This is a genomic window from Mycobacterium sp. GA-0227b (assembly GCF_001499855.1).
In the GTDB taxonomy this organism is placed as follows: Bacteria; Actinomycetota; Actinomycetes; order Mycobacteriales; family Mycobacteriaceae; genus Mycobacterium.
Window position 1 is genome coordinate 114,180 of sequence record NZ_LQIK01000002.1, and the last position, 14,167, is coordinate 128,346.

Annotated in this window: 17 protein-coding genes; 12 read left to right on the top strand and 5 right to left on the bottom strand. The window is 69.4% G+C overall.

All coding sequences use genetic code 11. The features are described 5' to 3' along the window. Nucleotides 1-137: 137 nt before the first annotated feature. The 4 genes from AU185_RS03185 to AU185_RS03200 are packed head-to-tail and all read left to right on the top strand — an operon-like array spanning nucleotide 138 to nucleotide 3,249. A complete protein-coding gene (locus AU185_RS03185; RefSeq protein ID WP_059100052.1) occupies nucleotides 138-1,286 on the top strand; it encodes an 8-amino-7-oxononanoate synthase in 1,149 nt (382 codons plus the stop codon). Further along, on the top strand, nucleotides 1,283-1,948 hold the full coding sequence (gene bioD, locus AU185_RS03190) for a dethiobiotin synthase (RefSeq protein WP_059100053.1): 666 nt from the start codon (nucleotides 1,283-1,285) through the stop codon (nucleotides 1,946-1,948). Before AU185_RS03185 ends, bioD begins: the two co-directional genes overlap by 4 nt. Before the next feature lie 3 nt (nucleotides 1,949-1,951). Beyond that, a complete protein-coding gene (locus AU185_RS03195; protein WP_059100054.1) occupies nucleotides 1,952-2,461 on the top strand; it encodes a 2'-5' RNA ligase family protein in 510 nt (169 codons plus the stop codon). Beyond that, nucleotides 2,458-3,249, top strand: a complete 792-nt coding sequence (locus AU185_RS03200) for a methyltransferase domain-containing protein (RefSeq protein WP_059100055.1) — start codon at nucleotides 2,458-2,460, stop codon at nucleotides 3,247-3,249. Before AU185_RS03195 ends, AU185_RS03200 begins: the two co-directional genes overlap by 4 nt. Here AU185_RS03200 and AU185_RS03205 read toward each other — a convergent pair. After that, on the bottom strand, nucleotides 3,175-3,768 hold the full coding sequence (locus AU185_RS03205) for a TetR family transcriptional regulator (RefSeq protein WP_059100056.1): 594 nt from the start codon (nucleotides 3,766-3,768) through the stop codon (nucleotides 3,175-3,177). The genes AU185_RS03200 and AU185_RS03205 overlap by 75 nt on opposite strands. 96 nt (nucleotides 3,769-3,864) lie before the next feature. Between AU185_RS03205 and bioB the strand changes: the two genes are divergently transcribed. Genes bioB through AU185_RS03220 form a run of 3 tightly spaced genes read left to right on the top strand, consistent with a single transcriptional unit; the run spans nucleotide 3,865 to nucleotide 5,706 of the window. Then, nucleotides 3,865-4,860 (top strand): biotin synthase BioB, encoded by a 996-nt coding sequence (gene bioB, locus AU185_RS03210; protein ID WP_059100057.1) that lies wholly within the window; start codon nucleotides 3,865-3,867, stop codon nucleotides 4,858-4,860. 16 nt (nucleotides 4,861-4,876) lie between these two features. Beyond that, nucleotides 4,877-5,068: a biotin synthase auxiliary protein BsaP gene (bsaP, locus tag AU185_RS03215; RefSeq protein ID WP_059100058.1), complete on the top strand. Its 192-nt coding sequence runs from the start codon at nucleotides 4,877-4,879 to the stop codon at nucleotides 5,066-5,068. Further along, nucleotides 5,065-5,706: a DUF2567 domain-containing protein gene (locus tag AU185_RS03220; protein WP_059100059.1), complete on the top strand. Its 642-nt coding sequence runs from the start codon at nucleotides 5,065-5,067 to the stop codon at nucleotides 5,704-5,706. Before bsaP ends, AU185_RS03220 begins: the two co-directional genes overlap by 4 nt. On the opposite strand, the gene AU185_RS03225 is transcribed toward AU185_RS03220, so the two are convergent. Then, nucleotides 5,663-7,000, bottom strand: coding sequence for a lipase family protein (locus AU185_RS03225; protein WP_059100060.1), 1,338 nt, complete (start codon nucleotides 6,998-7,000; stop codon nucleotides 5,663-5,665). The genes AU185_RS03220 and AU185_RS03225 overlap by 44 nt on opposite strands. A 42-nt stretch (nucleotides 7,001-7,042) precedes the next feature. Then, nucleotides 7,043-7,735 (bottom strand): NUDIX hydrolase, encoded by a 693-nt coding sequence (locus tag AU185_RS03230; protein WP_059100061.1) that lies wholly within the window; start codon nucleotides 7,733-7,735, stop codon nucleotides 7,043-7,045. A gap of 47 nt (nucleotides 7,736-7,782) precedes the next feature. On the opposite strand from AU185_RS03230, the gene nadA reads away from it, so the two are divergent. The 4 genes from nadA to AU185_RS03250 are packed head-to-tail and all read left to right on the top strand — an operon-like array spanning nucleotide 7,783 to nucleotide 11,754. Next, nucleotides 7,783-8,826: a quinolinate synthase NadA gene (gene nadA / locus AU185_RS03235; RefSeq protein WP_059100062.1), complete on the top strand. Its 1,044-nt coding sequence runs from the start codon at nucleotides 7,783-7,785 to the stop codon at nucleotides 8,824-8,826. Then, nucleotides 8,823-10,388: an L-aspartate oxidase gene (locus tag AU185_RS03240; protein WP_059100063.1), complete on the top strand. Its 1,566-nt coding sequence runs from the start codon at nucleotides 8,823-8,825 to the stop codon at nucleotides 10,386-10,388. The genes nadA and AU185_RS03240 overlap by 4 nt, the downstream gene beginning before the upstream one ends. After that, a complete protein-coding gene (nadC, locus tag AU185_RS03245; RefSeq protein ID WP_059100183.1) occupies nucleotides 10,388-11,254 on the top strand; it encodes a carboxylating nicotinate-nucleotide diphosphorylase in 867 nt (288 codons plus the stop codon). The genes AU185_RS03240 and nadC overlap by 1 nt, the downstream gene beginning before the upstream one ends. Nucleotides 11,255-11,274: 20 nt before the next feature. After that, a complete protein-coding gene (locus AU185_RS03250; RefSeq protein WP_059100064.1) occupies nucleotides 11,275-11,754 on the top strand; it encodes a hypothetical protein in 480 nt (159 codons plus the stop codon). On the opposite strand, the gene AU185_RS03255 is transcribed toward AU185_RS03250, so the two are convergent. Together AU185_RS03255 and AU185_RS03260 are read right to left on the bottom strand one after the other, a co-directional pair. Then, nucleotides 11,755-12,321: a TetR/AcrR family transcriptional regulator gene (locus AU185_RS03255; RefSeq protein ID WP_059100065.1), complete on the bottom strand. Its 567-nt coding sequence runs from the start codon at nucleotides 12,319-12,321 to the stop codon at nucleotides 11,755-11,757. 32 nt (nucleotides 12,322-12,353) lie between these two features. Then, nucleotides 12,354-12,764, bottom strand: a complete 411-nt coding sequence (locus AU185_RS03260; RefSeq protein ID WP_059100066.1) for a nitroreductase family deazaflavin-dependent oxidoreductase — start codon at nucleotides 12,762-12,764, stop codon at nucleotides 12,354-12,356. Between the two features lie 48 nt (nucleotides 12,765-12,812). Here AU185_RS03260 and hisD point away from each other — a divergent pair, with 48 nt between their 5' ends. Then, nucleotides 12,813-14,156, top strand: coding sequence for a histidinol dehydrogenase (hisD, locus tag AU185_RS03265; protein WP_059156940.1), 1,344 nt, complete (start codon nucleotides 12,813-12,815; stop codon nucleotides 14,154-14,156). Nucleotides 14,157-14,167: the final 11 nt, after the last annotated feature.

Genomic DNA, 14,167 nt, shown 5'->3' on the forward strand with positions numbered 1-14,167 from the left:
CTGGTACGGATTCTGGGCCGAAAACCGTACGAGATTGAGCGCTCGCGGGTCTATGACGCACAGACGAGCCGCGAAATTGTGCCGTCACGCGTCGGTCCCTTAACCTGAACACCGTTCAAGTCAAGAGGAGGGCGGGTGTGACGCGCGCAGGTCTTTCGCCGTTGGCGTGGCTCGACGACGTCGAACAGCAGCGGCGTACGGCGGGTCTGCGCCGGTTCCTGCGTGCCCGCCCACCCGTCGGCGCAGAACTCGACCTAGCGTCCAACGACTACCTGGGCCTGTCGCAACACCCCGCAGTCATTTCCGGCGGTGTCGACGCACTGCGCACCTGGGGTGCAGGGTCGACGGGAAGTCGGCTGGTCACCGGCAACACCGAACTTCACGAGGGGTTCGAGCTGGCGTTGGCGGACTTCGTCGGCGCCGAGTCGGCGCTGGTGTTCTCGTCGGGCTACACCGCGAACCTGGGCGCGGTGGTGGCGCTGTCGGGCCCCGGCTCGCTGCTGGTGTCGGACGCGCTCACCCACGCCTCACTGGTCGACGCGTGCCGGCTGTCGCGGAGCCGCGTCGCGGTCACCCCGCACCGCGACGTCGCGGCGGTGGAGGCGGCGCTGGCCGGCCGGGATGAGGAGCGCGCCGTCGTGCTGACGGATTCGGTGTTCTCCGCCGACGGCGACATGGCCCCGCTGCGCGCGCTGCACGACGTTTGCCGACGGCACGGCGCGCTGCTGCTCGTCGACGAGGCGCACGGTCTCGGCGTGCGGGGCACCGGCGGCCGCGGCCTGCTGCACGAACTGGGTCTGGCCGGCGCGCCCGACATCGTGATGACCACGACCCTGTCCAAGGCGCTGGGCAGCCAGGGCGGCGTGGTGCTGGGTCCGGGCGCCGTGCGCGACCATTTGATCGACGCGGCACGGCCGTTCATCTTCGACACCGGCCTGGCGCCCGCCGCGGTCGGAGCGGCGTGGGCGGCGTTGGACGTGCTGATCGCCGAGCCATGGCGCGCACAGGCCGTGTTGGACCATGCCGCCGAGCTGGCCTCGATCTGCTCGGTGCCCGAGCGGCCGGAGTCGGCCGTCGTCTCGGTGATCCTCGGTGAGCCGGAGGTGGCGTTCGGCGCGGCGGTCGCCTGCCTGGAGCGTGGTGTACGGGTCGGGTGCTTCCGGCCGCCGACCGTGCCACCGGGCACGTCGAGGCTGCGGCTGACCGCTCGGGCATCGCTGACCGACGACGAAATGTGCGTGGCGAGTGAGGTTCTCGGCAACGTGCTGACGACCGCGCGCCGGTGAGCGTGCTCGTCGTCACCGGCACCGACACCGGCGTCGGTAAAACGATCGCCACCGCTGCGCTGGCCTGCTGTGCGCGGCTGGCCGGCATCGACGTCACGGTGTGCAAGCCGGTGCAAACGGGAAGTCCGCGCGATGACGATCTCGCCGACGTCGGCCGGTTGTCGGGTGTCTCAGACCTGCGCGGTGGGTGGCGCTATCCGGAACCGCTGGCGCCGCGAGCCGCCGCCGATCGCGCGGGACTCGCGTTACCCGCGCGCGCCGAACTGGTGGCGTCGGTGCGGTCGGTGAACGCGCCGCTGACGTTGGTCGAGGGTGCCGGCGGGCTGCTCGTCGAGATCGGCGAGGAAGTGACGCTGCGCGACCTAGCCGTCGAGCTGGCCGCGCCGGTGCTGGTCGTCGTCCATGCGGGCCTGGGCACGCTCAACCACACCGCCTTGACGCTGGAAGCGCTTGACGCGCAGGGGCTTTCGTGCGCCGGCCTGGTGATCGGTTCATGGCCGTCGGATCCGGGTGTGGCCGAGCAAGGCAACCGCGACGCGTTGGCCGGATTGGCGCCGGTGCGCGCCGTGTTGCCCGCAGGTGCGGGGACTATGACGGCCGCGGAGTTCGCGGCGATGAGCGCGTCGGCGTTCGACCCCGACTGGATCGCAAGCCTGGTGTAGCCAATGGTGCATTCCGTGGAGCTGATCTTCGATCCGGACACCGAGGCGGCGATCCGTCGCATCTGGGACGAGCTGCGGGAGAACGGTATTCCGAGTCAGGCGCCGGCGAGTCGCCCGCACGTCACGTTGACCGTTGCGCAGCGGATCGGCGCCGAGGTGGACGGATTGCTTTCATCGGTGACGGATCGGTTCCCGATGCCGTGCCGGATCGGCGCACCGCTGTTCTTCGGCCGCGCCAAGGCCGTGCTCGCGCGCCTCGTGGTACCGACGGTTGCGCTGCTGGAGGTTCATGCGGAGGTGCACAAACTCTGTCTGCCGCACATGCATCCCGAACCGATGGCCAACGCTGCGCCGGACGGCTGGACGCCACACATGACCTTGGCGCGCCGGGTGGCGCCGGCGCAGATGGGCCGGGCGGTGCGGATCGCGGGAAAGCCCGCCGAGATCAAGGGCTCCATCGTCGGGTTGCGCCGCTGGGACGGCGATACGAAGCAGGAGCATGCGATCGCGTGACGTTCGAGGAGCTTGTCGCCGAAGCCGCGGCGGCGCCGGTGTCCGGCTGGGATTTCTCCTGGCTCGACGGACGGGCGACCGAACAACGGCCGTCGTGGGGATATCAGCGCCTGATGAGTCGTCGGCTGGCCAAGTCGAACGCTGCGCTCGACATCCAGACCGGCGGCGGCGAGCTGCTCGCCGAGGCGGCCGTCCTGCCGCGGACCATGGCCGCCACCGAGTCATGGCCGCCGAATGTCGCCAGAGCGACCAGGCTGCTTCATCCGCATGGCGTGGTGGTCGTGGCGACGCGCGACGAGCCGCCGCTGCCGTTCGCCTCCGACTCGTTCGATCTGGTGACGAGTCGACATCCAGCCACCGTGTGGTGGACGGAGATCGCTCGTGTGCTGGTGCCCGCAGGCACCTATTTCGCGCAGCACGTCGGTCCCGCGAGCGCGTTCGAACTCATCGAGTACTTCCTCGGCCCCCAACCGGACGCGGCGAAGAAACGTCATCCCGATGTCGAAGCCGCCGAAGCGGCGGCCGCGGGTCTGCAGGTTGTCGACCTCCGGACGGAGCGGCTCCGGATGGAGTTCTTCGATATCGGGGCGGTCGTGTACTTCCTGCGCAAGGTGATCTGGATGGTGCCGGACTTCACCGTCGAGCGGTACCGCGACCGGCTCCGCGAACTCCATCGGCAGATCGAGCACGACGGTCCCTTTGTCGCGCACTCCTCACGGACGCTCATCGAGGCGCGCAAGCGTCCCACTCGGGACAACCTCGGCGACGCGAATGCCGTTGAGGAGTAACGCGACACCGAAGCCGAACCGGGCGGTCGCGTCGTCGGTCAGCGCCGACTGCGCGTCGGGCAACTCGGCCCCTGCGGCGTCCCACTGCAGGCGGGACTGCTCGTCGACGGTGAACCCCAACACGTAGTAGACGACGGTGCGGGCGGCCAACTCGGCGTGCTCCCGATCGACGCCGGCGTCGACCGCTGCCTCGGTCAGACGTGCCACGACGCGCGCCATCGCCGCGGACTGTCCGGCGGCGAAGCTGGCCGACACCAACTCGGCGCCGTCGGTGTGCGACAACAGCGCATCCCTGAGCCGATTGCACACGTCGACGATTCCCGTCGCGGACGGCACACCGTCCAAGATGCGGTCGGCGACCGCTCCCAGCAATTCCTGCTTGTTGGCGAAATGCCAGTACAGCGCGCCGGGAGAGACGTCGAGCTCGCGCGCCAGCCGTCGCATGGTCAGATCGGCGAGCCCGTAACTGTCCAGCAGAGCGGTCGCCGCGTCCACCACGTCGCGTTTGTGAAGCTGCACGCCGATACCCTAACCTGAACACCGTTCAATTGTCGGCACCGCCGACGTGTTCAATTGTCGGCACCGCCGACGTGTTCAAGGCGAGAGGACGACTAGGTGAGCGACATTCTGGCGGTGGCCCGCGAGCAGGTGCTCGAACGCGGCGAAGGTCTCGACCAGGATCAGACGCTGCAGGTGCTGCAGTTGCCGGATGACCGCCTCGACGACCTGCTGGAACTCGCACACGACGTCCGGATGAAGTGGTGTGGACCCGACGTCGAGGTCGAGGGCATCATCAGCCTCAAGACCGGCGGCTGCCCCGAGGACTGTCACTTCTGTTCACAGTCAGGGCTTTTCACGTCTCCGGTGCGCAGCGCCTGGCTGGACGTGCCGAGCCTGGTGGAGGCCGCCAAGCAGACCGCGAAGACCGGCGCCACCGAGTTCTGCATCGTCGCCGCCGTACGCGGACCCGACGAGCGACTGCTGTCCCAGGTGGCCGCCGGGATCGAGGCGATCCGCAACGAGGTCGACATCCAGATCGCCTGCTCGCTCGGCATGCTGACCCAAGAACAGGTCGAGCGACTCTCGAACATGGGCGTGCACCGCTACAACCACAACCTCGAGACCGCACGGTCGTTCTTCACCAACGTCGTCACCACCCACACGTGGGAGGAGCGCTGGGACACCCTGCGGATGGTCCGCGAGGCCGGTATGGAGGTGTGCTGCGGCGGCATCCTCGGCATGGGCGAGACGCTGGAGCAACGCGCGGAGTTCGCCGCCAACCTCGCCGAACTCGACCCGCACGAGGTGCCGCTGAACTTCCTCAATCCGCGGCCCGGCACCCCGTTCGGCGACCTGGAGGTCCTGCCCGCGGCCGATGCGCTCAGGGCCGTGGCCGCGTTCCGGCTGGCGCTGCCGCGCACGATGCTGCGCTTCGCGGGCGGGCGGGAGATCACCCTGGGCGACCTCGGCGCCAAGAAGGGCATCCTCGGCGGGATCAACGCGGTGATCGTCGGCAACTACCTGACCACGCTCGGGCGACCGGCCGAGGCGGACCTCGAACTGCTCGACGATCTGCAGATGCCGATCAAGGCGCTCAACGCCACTCTCTGAGCCAGTCTGTAAACCCATGCCGTTCAACGTCTACACCGGCGAACCGGACGGCACCGCTGTGCCCACCGCCGCCAGCATGGGCCTGGAACCGCCCCGGTTCTGCGCCGAGTGCGGTCGGCGGATGATCGTCCAGGTGCGGCCCGACGGCTGGTCCGCCAACTGCTCCCGCCACGGCCTTACCGACTCGAAGGATCTGGAACAACGATGAACGATGTTGCCGCCCCGCGTATTTCGCGCGTCCGCGCGGCACTGACCGTAATGGCGGCGCTGGCGGTGGCCGGCGCACTGATCGGGGCGCTGTGGTCGTGGCTGGCGCCGCCGATCCACGGCGTGGTGGCGCTGACGCGCGGCGGCGATCGCATCCGCGCCTACCTGGGCAACGAGGCTGACCACTTTTTCGTCGCGGCATTCCTGCTCGTCGGCATGCTCTGCGTCGTGGCCGTCGTCGCCGCGGTGCTGGTGTGGCAGTGGCGGGCGCACCGCGGGCCGGTGACGCTGGCGGCCCTGGCGACCGGCTGCATGCTGGCCGCGGGAACGGCCGCCGGCCTGGGCGCGCTGCTGGTGCACCTGCGATACGGGACGATCGACGTGGCCGCCGCGCCGGTGACACCCGAACACCGCGTGCACTACGTCGTCGAGGCGCCGCCGGTGTTCTTCGGGCACACCCCGATACAGGCGGCGTTGACGATCCTGTTCCCCGCCGCGGCCGCCGCACTCGTCTACGCGTTGACCGCGGTCTCCACGGCGCGCGACGATCTGGGCGCCTGGCCGCCGGTCGAGGTGCCGGCGTTCGTCCCGCCGGTCACAGCGGAGAGCGCTCCACCTTCCGGCCCGTCATCACCTTGACCGCTATCTTGACCAGCCGCGTCATTCCGACGTAGGTCATCGGGTTCAGCAGCGTCGGCCAGGTCGTGCGGACCAGATGCTCGGACACCGGCTTGCCGTCGAACCGGTCGATCAGCCAGCGCAGCGCCATCGGCGCCGACATCGGATGCAGCAGTATGTGTTCGCTGAACAGGTCGCGGTGGTAGGTGACCGACGCGCCGCCGGAGCGGTAGATCTCGCTGAGCTCGTCGATGTCGTCGACGGAGACGATCTTGTCGTGGACGGCTTGCACCATCAGCACGGGCGGGGTCGGCACCGCGGTGCCCAGCTTGATGCTGTCGAAGATGTGTTTGACCTCGGGCATATCGAGGATCTCGTTGAGCGGCCGGTCGACGAGCTTGCCCATGTCCATCCCGGCGAACCGGAACACCGCATGCGCGGTCGTCATGTTCTCGATCCGCAGCAGCATGGCCTTGCCCGCTTCGGTCGCGTGTTCCTGGATCACGCGGTCCAGTTCGGGATAGACGTGGGTCAAGGCCGCAACCACCATGGCGGGCAGCCCCGAGTACAAACTGCCGTTGAGCCGGCGGTAGGCACTGCCGAGGTCGGCGACGGGGGAGCCGAGCACCGCCCCGACGATGTTGAGTTCGGGCGCGTACTGGTTGTGCATCTCGGCGGCCCAAGCCGAGGCCAGACCGCCGCCGGAATACCCCCAGAGCCCGATCGGTGCGGATTCGTCCAGTCCGAGGCGCTCGCAGCTGACGGCCGCGCGCAGGCCGTCGAGGATGCGGTAGCCGGGCTCGCACGGGGTGCCCCACGAACCGAGCGGCCCCTCGTGGTCGGGCACCGAGACCGCCCAGCCCTCGGCGAGCGCAGCGGCGATCAGGAGGAACTCGAACTGTGCGAGCGCACCGGGGGCGACCGCCTTGCGGCGAAGCGCGTAGGACGGGAAGCAGCGCGAGGTCACCGCGTCGATCGCGCACTGGTAGGAGATGACCGGGACCACGTCGCGGTTGGTGCGCTCGGTCGGCACGATCACCGTGGTGACGGTGGCTTCCGGGGCTCCGTTCATGTCGGTAGTGCGGTAGAGCAGCTGCGTGGCGGTGAACTTCTGCGGGACGAGCCCGAGAAAGGCCAGCTCGACGTCACGGCTGCGCAGGATGGTGCCCGGTTCGGCGTGCTGGAAACCGCTGGGTGGTTCGTAGAACGGGTCGTCGGCGGGCAGCTGCGGGCGCGCGCCGCGGGACAGGTCCTCGTGGGGTACGTACCCGATCCACTCGGCACCCGATGCCGGCGCGGCATTGCCCAGAGACATTCGGCCATTCTTGCTTAAGAGAGCGTTAAGAATCCAGTCGACTCACCCGGGCGGACGCAGTGCGGCGAATTCGTCGGTCACCCGGTAGCGCGCCTCGGTGAACCGGTACAACGCCGCCGGGCGGCCCCCGCTGCGGCCGGACCGCGCGGTGGTGCCCGTGCGAGTGATGACGTTTCGGCGTTCGAGCACGCGTTGCAGGTTTGTCGCGTCGACGTGGTGGCCGAGCGCGGCACTGTAGATGTCTCTCAATGCCGACAGCGCGAATTCCGTTGGCGCCAACGCAAATCCGATATTGGTGTAAGAGAGCTTGGCGACAAGCCTGGTGCGGGCGTGCTCGACCATGGTGCCGTGGTCGAACGCCATCGGCGGCAGGTCGCTCACCGGATGCCAACGGGTGTCCGGCGGCAGCTCCGGGGTCGCGGGGGAGGGCACCAGTCCCAGAAACGTCGACGCGATCGTCCGAACCCCGGGGACCCGCTTCGGATCGGAGAAGATCGCGAGCTGTTCGAGGTGAGCAAGCTCACGAAGGTCCACCTTCTCGGCCAGCTGTCGGCGCACGGAGCTGGTCAGATCCTCGTCGGCGCCGAGTCGTCCGCCGGGCAGCGACCACCGCCCGCGCTGCGGGTCGAGTGCCCGCTGCCACAACAGCACGTGAAGTGCGGGTTTGCCGTTGGCGGCGTCCCGAACCTGGAACACGGCGGCGAGCACCTCATGCGCGGTGCTAATATGATCCATGTTTTCGATTGTAAGTCGAAAACTCGATTCTGACGAAGGAGGCGGCCATGACGGTTCTCGACCGGATGCCCGCAGACCATCTGTCGAGCCGGATCGTCGATGGTCCGACCGGCTTTTCCGGCGTCGACGGCGATGAGGAGTGGGCCGCCGAGGTGCGCCGCCTCGCCGACCTGCGTGGCGCGACGCTGTTGGCGCACAACTACCAGTTGCCGGCAATCCAGGACGTCGCCGATCACGTCGGTGACTCGCTGGCGCTGTCGCGAATCGCGGCCGACGTGCCCGAGGACACCATCGTGTTCTGCGGCGTGCACTTCATGGCCGAGACGGCCAAGATCCTGTCCCCGGACAAAACCGTGTTGATCCCGGACCAGCGGGCCGGCTGCTCTCTCGCCGACTCCATCACCGCCGACGAACTGCGGGCGTGGAAGGCCGAGCATCCCGGAGCCGTCGTGGTCTCCTACGTGAACACCACCGCGGCGGTGAAGGCCGAGACCGACATCTGCTGCACCTCGTCGAACGCCGTCGAGGTGGTGGCGTCCATCCCCGAGGACCGCGAGGTGTTGTTCTGCCCGGACCAGTTCCTCGGCGCGCACGTCCGGCGCGTCACCGGCCGCAAGAACCTGCACGTGTGGGCGGGCGAATGCCACGTGCACGCCGGTATCAACGGCGACGAGCTGGCCGACCAGGCCCGTACCCACCCCGACGCCGAACTGTTCGTTCATCCTGAATGCGGTTGCGCCACATCGGCGTTGTACCTCGCCGGCGAGGGCGCGTTCCCCGAGGACCGGGTCAAGATCCTGTCCACCGGCGGGATGCTCGACGCCGCGCGCGAGACCGGGGCGCGACAGGTGCTGGTGGCCACCGAGGTCGGCATGCTGCATCAATTACGCCGCGCCGCACCGGGTGTCGACTTCATGGCGGTCAACGACCGTGCCTCGTGCAAGTTCATGAAGATGATCACCCCCGCCGCGCTGCTGCGGTGTCTGGTTGAGGGCAGGGACGAGGTCGACGTCGACCCCGAGACCGCACGCCTGGCCCGCGCCAGCGTGCAGCGCATGATCGCGATCGGTCAGCCCGGCGGCGGAGAATGACGCGCCCCCTCGCCTGCGGTTCGGGACGGTGGGCCGGTCAATGGCAGCAGCGGGCCGATGTCGTGGTGATCGGTACCGGTGTGGCGGGCCTGGTCGCCGCGCTCGCAGCGCACCGCCGCGGTCGAAAAGTGATGGTCCTCAGCAAGACCGGTGACACCGCAACCTTCTACGCTCAGGGCGGGATCGCCGTGGTGCTGCCGGACAGCCTGCGGGAGGACGGTGACTCGATCGAGGCGCACGTGGCCGACACGCTGGCCGCCGGCGCGGGGCTGTGTGATCCCGATGCGGTGCGCTCGATCGTGGCCGACGGGTATCGCGCGGTCCTCGACCTGGTGGCCGACGGGGCGAGCTTCGACGAGGCGGCGCCGGGGTCCTGGGCGCTGACCCGCGAGGGCGGCCATTCGCGGCGCCGGATCATCCACGCCGGCGGCGACGCAACCGGCGCGGAGGTGCAGCGAGCGCTCAACATCGCGGCCGCCACATTGGACATCCGCCACAATCACGTCGCGGTCGAGATACTGCACGAGGCCGGAGCCGTCACCGGGGTGCAGGTGCTCAACGAGGACGGTCTCGGGGTGGTGCACGCGCCGTCGGTGATTCTCGCGACCGGGGGACTGGGCCATCTCTACTCGGCCACCACGAACCCTGACGGGTCGACGGGAGACGGTGTCGCGCTGGCGATGTGGGCCGGACTGCCGGTCAGCGACATCGAGTTCATCCAGTTCCACCCGACCATGTTGTTCGACGGTCACAACGCCGGCAGGCGGCCGCTGATCACCGAGGCCGTCCGCGGTGAGGGCGCGATACTCGTTGACTCACAGGGCCGTTCGGTCACCGACGGTGTCCATCCGATGGGCGACCTGGCGCCGCGGGATGTCGTCGCCGCGGCGATCCACGCCCGTATCGAGGAGACCGGCGCGCCGTGTGTGTTCCTCGACGCCCGCCGGATCGAGGATTTCGCGAAGCGGTTCCCGACGGTGACCGCGGCATGCGCAGCGGCGGGCATCGATCCCTCCGTCGAGGCGATTCCGGTGCTGCCGGGTGCGCACTACAGCTGCGGCGGCGTCGTCACCGACGTGCACGGACGTACCGACATCGCGGGCCTGTTCGCCGCGGGCGAGGTGGCGTGCACGGGGGTGCACGGCGCGAACCGGTTGGCGTCCAACAGCCTGCTCGAAGGGCTCGTCGTCGGTGGCCGGGCCGGAAAGGCCGCGGCGGCATACGCTTTGGCCGCCGGACCGGTGACGGCACGGCCACCGGAGCCGACCGTGCGGCGAGCCCTTCCGCGGGCCGTTCTGCAGCGAGCGATGACCAGGAACGCCGGCGTGGTGCGCGACGGCGACGGCCTGCTCGCCCTGGCCGCGGAACTGGACGCCGCACCACCGCGGGTGCTCGGCTCACGCGCCGACTTCGAGGACGTGGCGTTGACGACTGCTGCGGGAGCGGTCGCCGCTGCCGCGCTTGCCCGCACCGAAACCCGCGGCTGCCACCACCGGCGCGACTACCCCGGCACCGATCCCGCGTTGTCGCGCAACCTCGTCGAGGCCGGGGCGTGCTGCTGATGGAGCTGACCGCCGACGAGCTCGCAGAGGCTCGCAGGGTGATCGCGCGCGGTCTGGAAGAGGATCTGCGCTACGGACCGGACGTCACCACGCTCGCCACGGTGCCACCGGACGCGCGGACAACGGCGTCGATGGTGGCCCGCGAGGCCGGGGTGATCGCCGGCGTGGACATCGCGCTGCTGGCCCTCGACGAGGTGCTCGGCCCCGACGGTTACCTGATCAAGCATCGCGTCGACGACGGTGCCCGGCTCGAACCGGGCGGTGCCGTGCTGACCGTCGAGGCGCCCACACAGGGACTGCTGACGGCCGAGCGCACGACTCTGAACCTGGTCTGTCACCTCTCGGGTATCGCGACAACGACCGCGGCGTGGGTGGAGGCGGTTTCCGGGACAGAGACGAAGATTCGCGACACCCGCAAGACGTTGCCGGGCCTGCGGGCGCTGCAGAAGTACGCGGTGCGCGTCGGCGGCGGCGTCAACCACCGGATGGGACTGGGCGACGCGGCGCTGATCAAGGACAACCACGTCGCGGCCGCCGGTTCGGTGGTGGCGGCGCTGCGCGCGGTGCGTGCCGCCGCGCCGGACATCGACTGCGAAGTCGAGGTGGACTCACTCGAGCAACTCGACGAAGTACTGGCCGAAAACCTGGGGCCCGGGTCGCTCGTGCTGCTGGACAACTTCCCCGTGTGGCAGACGCAGATCGCGGTGCAGCGCCGCGACTCCCGGTCGCCGGGGACGAAGTTGGAATCGTCGGGTGGGCTCTCCCTCGACAGCGCGGCCGAGTACGCGGGCACCGGTGTCGACTACCTGGCGGTCGGAGCGCTCACCCACTCGGTGCGGGTGCTCGATATCGGGCTCGACCTGTAGCGACCACTACCATCGTTCGCGTGGATGAGGATTCGTCGCGCCGTCTCGTTTTGCTGACCGTCGTCAGCCTGGTCATCGCCGTCGCTGCCTTGGCCGTCGCAGGGTGGACGCTGTACACGACGAACCGCTCCGAGGAATACGACGCCGCCCAGATCGCCGACGCCAAGGCCACGGTGTGCGGGGCGGCGGACATCGTCCGAAAAGGCGTTTCACTCAACACGAACCTGCGACCCGAAGGTGGGTCGCAGGACGTCACCGGCGCCCAGGCGGTCGCCGCCAATGCGCGAATCTCGCTGTACGACGGCGGTCAGTACCTGTTGCAGCGGCTCGCCCCCGCCACCCCGCCGGAGCTCGCCGAGAAGGTTCGCCAGTTCGCGAACAACCTGATGGACATCGGCGCCCACGCCACCGCGGGCGTGCCAAACGACGATCCGGCGCAAGCGAAGCGGCTGGCCGACGCCGACGCCGAGAACAAAGCCATCACCGCGCTCTGCAAGTAGCTATCGCTTCAGCAAGGTTCGGGCCGCGGCTTTGGCGGCGTCGAGCGGGGCCGCGTCACCCGCGACCCGGGCGATAATCAACGCGCCCTCGATGAGCGCGATCAGGGCCAGCGCGGTGCGCTCGGCGTCGGGGGGTGGCCATCCGTCGGCGCGCAGCCGGTCCGCGACGGCCGCGCGCCAGCCGGCGAACACCGTGGCCGACGCTTCGCGGACGCGCGCGCTGGCGTTGACCGATTCGGTGGCGATCGGCTCGATGGGACATCCGTCGCGCTGGTCGCAGGTCAGCCCCGCGGCCATCTGATCGATCCAGCCGTCGATGAGATCCGGCACCGGAACATCCGCGTCGAGCAGTGCGCGGAGTTGTTCTTCGACCTCGGCGCCGACCCGCTGGACCACCGCAGCCGCCAACTGCTGCTTGCCCTCCGGAAAGTGGTGATACAGCGACCCCGGCTTGACGTCGGCGACCTCGAGAATCTGGTTGACCCCGGTCGCCGCGTAGCCCTGCCTGCGGAACAGCAGGGCCGCGCCGTCGATCAGCGCGGTTCGGCTGCGGTCCGGGCGAGGCACCCCACGAGAATAGTAGAAAGGTCGCTCAAGAATTAGGCGACATGCGCGACGAAGAACGCCGCCCGGCCGAGCTGCAACCGAGCCATCCTGGGCAGCCCCTCGGCGCTGCCACCCGCGGGGATGATCCTGGGATTGACGAGATGCAGGTCGCGGCGCCCCATCCTCAGCTCCGCTTCGCCCGCGGCCAGCACGTTCTTCACCCAATTCGTTTTCCCGTGTGCCAGCGCGATAGCGACGAGATTGTCCTTGCGGTATGCCGTGACGATGGTCTCGTACGGCTTTCCGGACGTGCGGCCGCGGTGCTTGATCGTCGACAACCCCGGCGTGAACCGGGAGAACGGCCTGATCATCCGGTTCAAGTACTTGACCTGGAAGTTCTCGAACCAGGGTGGGAAGAGCATGGGCACCCCGGGCGCGTTGTTGGGGTGCTCTTTCCTTGACACAGAAGCTTTCATGGCGCCTCCATAACCGATTTGGTCTGCTCTGGGAGAATGGACAGCGTGAATCTATCGCCGGGGCCGATCGCCCGCATCGACTTGCGCGGCGCGCCGCTGTCCGCCGCGCGGTTGCGGGCCGCTCTGCCACGCGGCGGGGTCGACGTGGACGCGGTGGTTCCCCGGGTGCGCCCGATCGTCGACGCGGTCGGCGGGCACGGCGCGCACGCGGCGCTGAAATACACCGAAACGTTCGACGGGGTGCGCCCTGCGCAGGTCCGTGTGCCCCCCGATCGTCTCGCCGCCGCGCTGACGGCCCTGGGCGCCGACGTCCGTGCCGCGTTGGAGGTCGCGATCGAGCGGGCCCGCGCCGTGCACGCCGACCAGCGCCGCCGCGACAGCACGACGACGCTGGCGCCCGGAGCGACGGTCACCGAGCGCTGGGTACCGGTAGAGCGGGTCGGGCTGTACGTGCCGGGCGGTAACGCGGTCTACCCGTCGAGCGTGGTGATGAACGTGGTGCCCGCCCAGACCGCGGGAGTGGACTCGCTGGTGATCGCCAGCCCGCCGCAGGCCGACTTCGGCGGGCTGCCTCACCCGACGATCCTTGCCGCCGCAGCGCTACTGGGCGTCGACGAGGTGTGGGCGGTCGGCGGGGCGCAGTCCGTCGCGCTGCTGGCGTACGGCGGCACCGACACCGACGGCGCCGAGCTCGCGCCTGTCGACATGATCACCGGGCCGGGCAACATCTACGTGACCGCCGCGAAGCGGATCTGCCGGTCGCAGGTGGGCATCGACGCCGAGGCGGGCCCGACCGAGATCGCGATCCTGGCCGACCACACCGCCGACCCCGTCCATGTCGCGGCCGACCTGATCAGCCAGGCCGAACACGACGAGATGGCCGCCAGCGTGTTGGTCACGCCGAGCGTCGAGTTGGCCGACGCGACCGACCGTGAGCTCGCCAAACAGCTGCAGAGCACGGTGCACCGCGAGCGGGTGAGCGCGGCGCTGAGCGGAAAACAGTCGGCGACGGTGCTCGTCGACGACCTCGAGGCGGGCATTCGCACGGTCAACGCCTACGCCGCCGAACATCTCGAGATCCAAACCGTCGATGCGCGCGAAGTCGCCGGTCAGATCCGCTCGGCGGGCGCGATTTTCGTGGGCCCGTACGCGCCGGTCAGCCTCGGCGACTACTGCGCGGGATCCAACCACGTGCTGCCGACCGCCGGCTGTGCCCGGCACTCGAGCGGGTTGTCGGTGCAGACGTTCCTACGCGGTATCCACGTCGTCGACTACGACGAGGCCGCGCTCAAAGACGTGTCCGGCTACGTGATCACACTGGCCGAGGCCGAGAACCTGCCCGCCCACGGCGAAGCGGTGCGGCGGAGGTTCGAACGGTGACGCCCACTGAC

Excerpts from the sequence above, each read along its gene's own strand:
- bsaP (WP_059100058.1), top strand. The coding sequence starts at position 4,877 with ATGCCGTTCAACGTCTACACCGGCGAACCGGACGGCACCGCTGTGCCC.
- AU185_RS03195 (WP_059100054.1), top strand. The coding sequence starts at position 1,952 with ATGGTGCATTCCGTGGAGCTGATCTTCGATCCGGACACCGAGGCGGCG.
- AU185_RS03220 (WP_059100059.1), top strand. The coding sequence starts at position 5,065 with ATGAACGATGTTGCCGCCCCGCGTATTTCGCGCGTCCGCGCGGCACTG.
- nadC (WP_059100183.1), top strand. The coding sequence starts at position 10,388 with ATGGAGCTGACCGCCGACGAGCTCGCAGAGGCTCGCAGGGTGATCGCG.
- AU185_RS03230 (WP_059100061.1), bottom strand. The coding sequence starts at position 7,735 with ATGGATCATATTAGCACCGCGCATGAGGTGCTCGCCGCCGTGTTCCAG.
- nadA (WP_059100062.1), top strand. The coding sequence starts at position 7,783 with ATGACGGTTCTCGACCGGATGCCCGCAGACCATCTGTCGAGCCGGATC.
- AU185_RS03225 (WP_059100060.1), bottom strand. The coding sequence starts at position 7,000 with ATGTCTCTGGGCAATGCCGCGCCGGCATCGGGTGCCGAGTGGATCGGG.
- AU185_RS03240 (WP_059100063.1), top strand. The coding sequence starts at position 8,823 with ATGACGCGCCCCCTCGCCTGCGGTTCGGGACGGTGGGCCGGTCAATGG.
- hisD (WP_059156940.1), top strand. The coding sequence starts at position 12,813 with ATGGACAGCGTGAATCTATCGCCGGGGCCGATCGCCCGCATCGACTTG.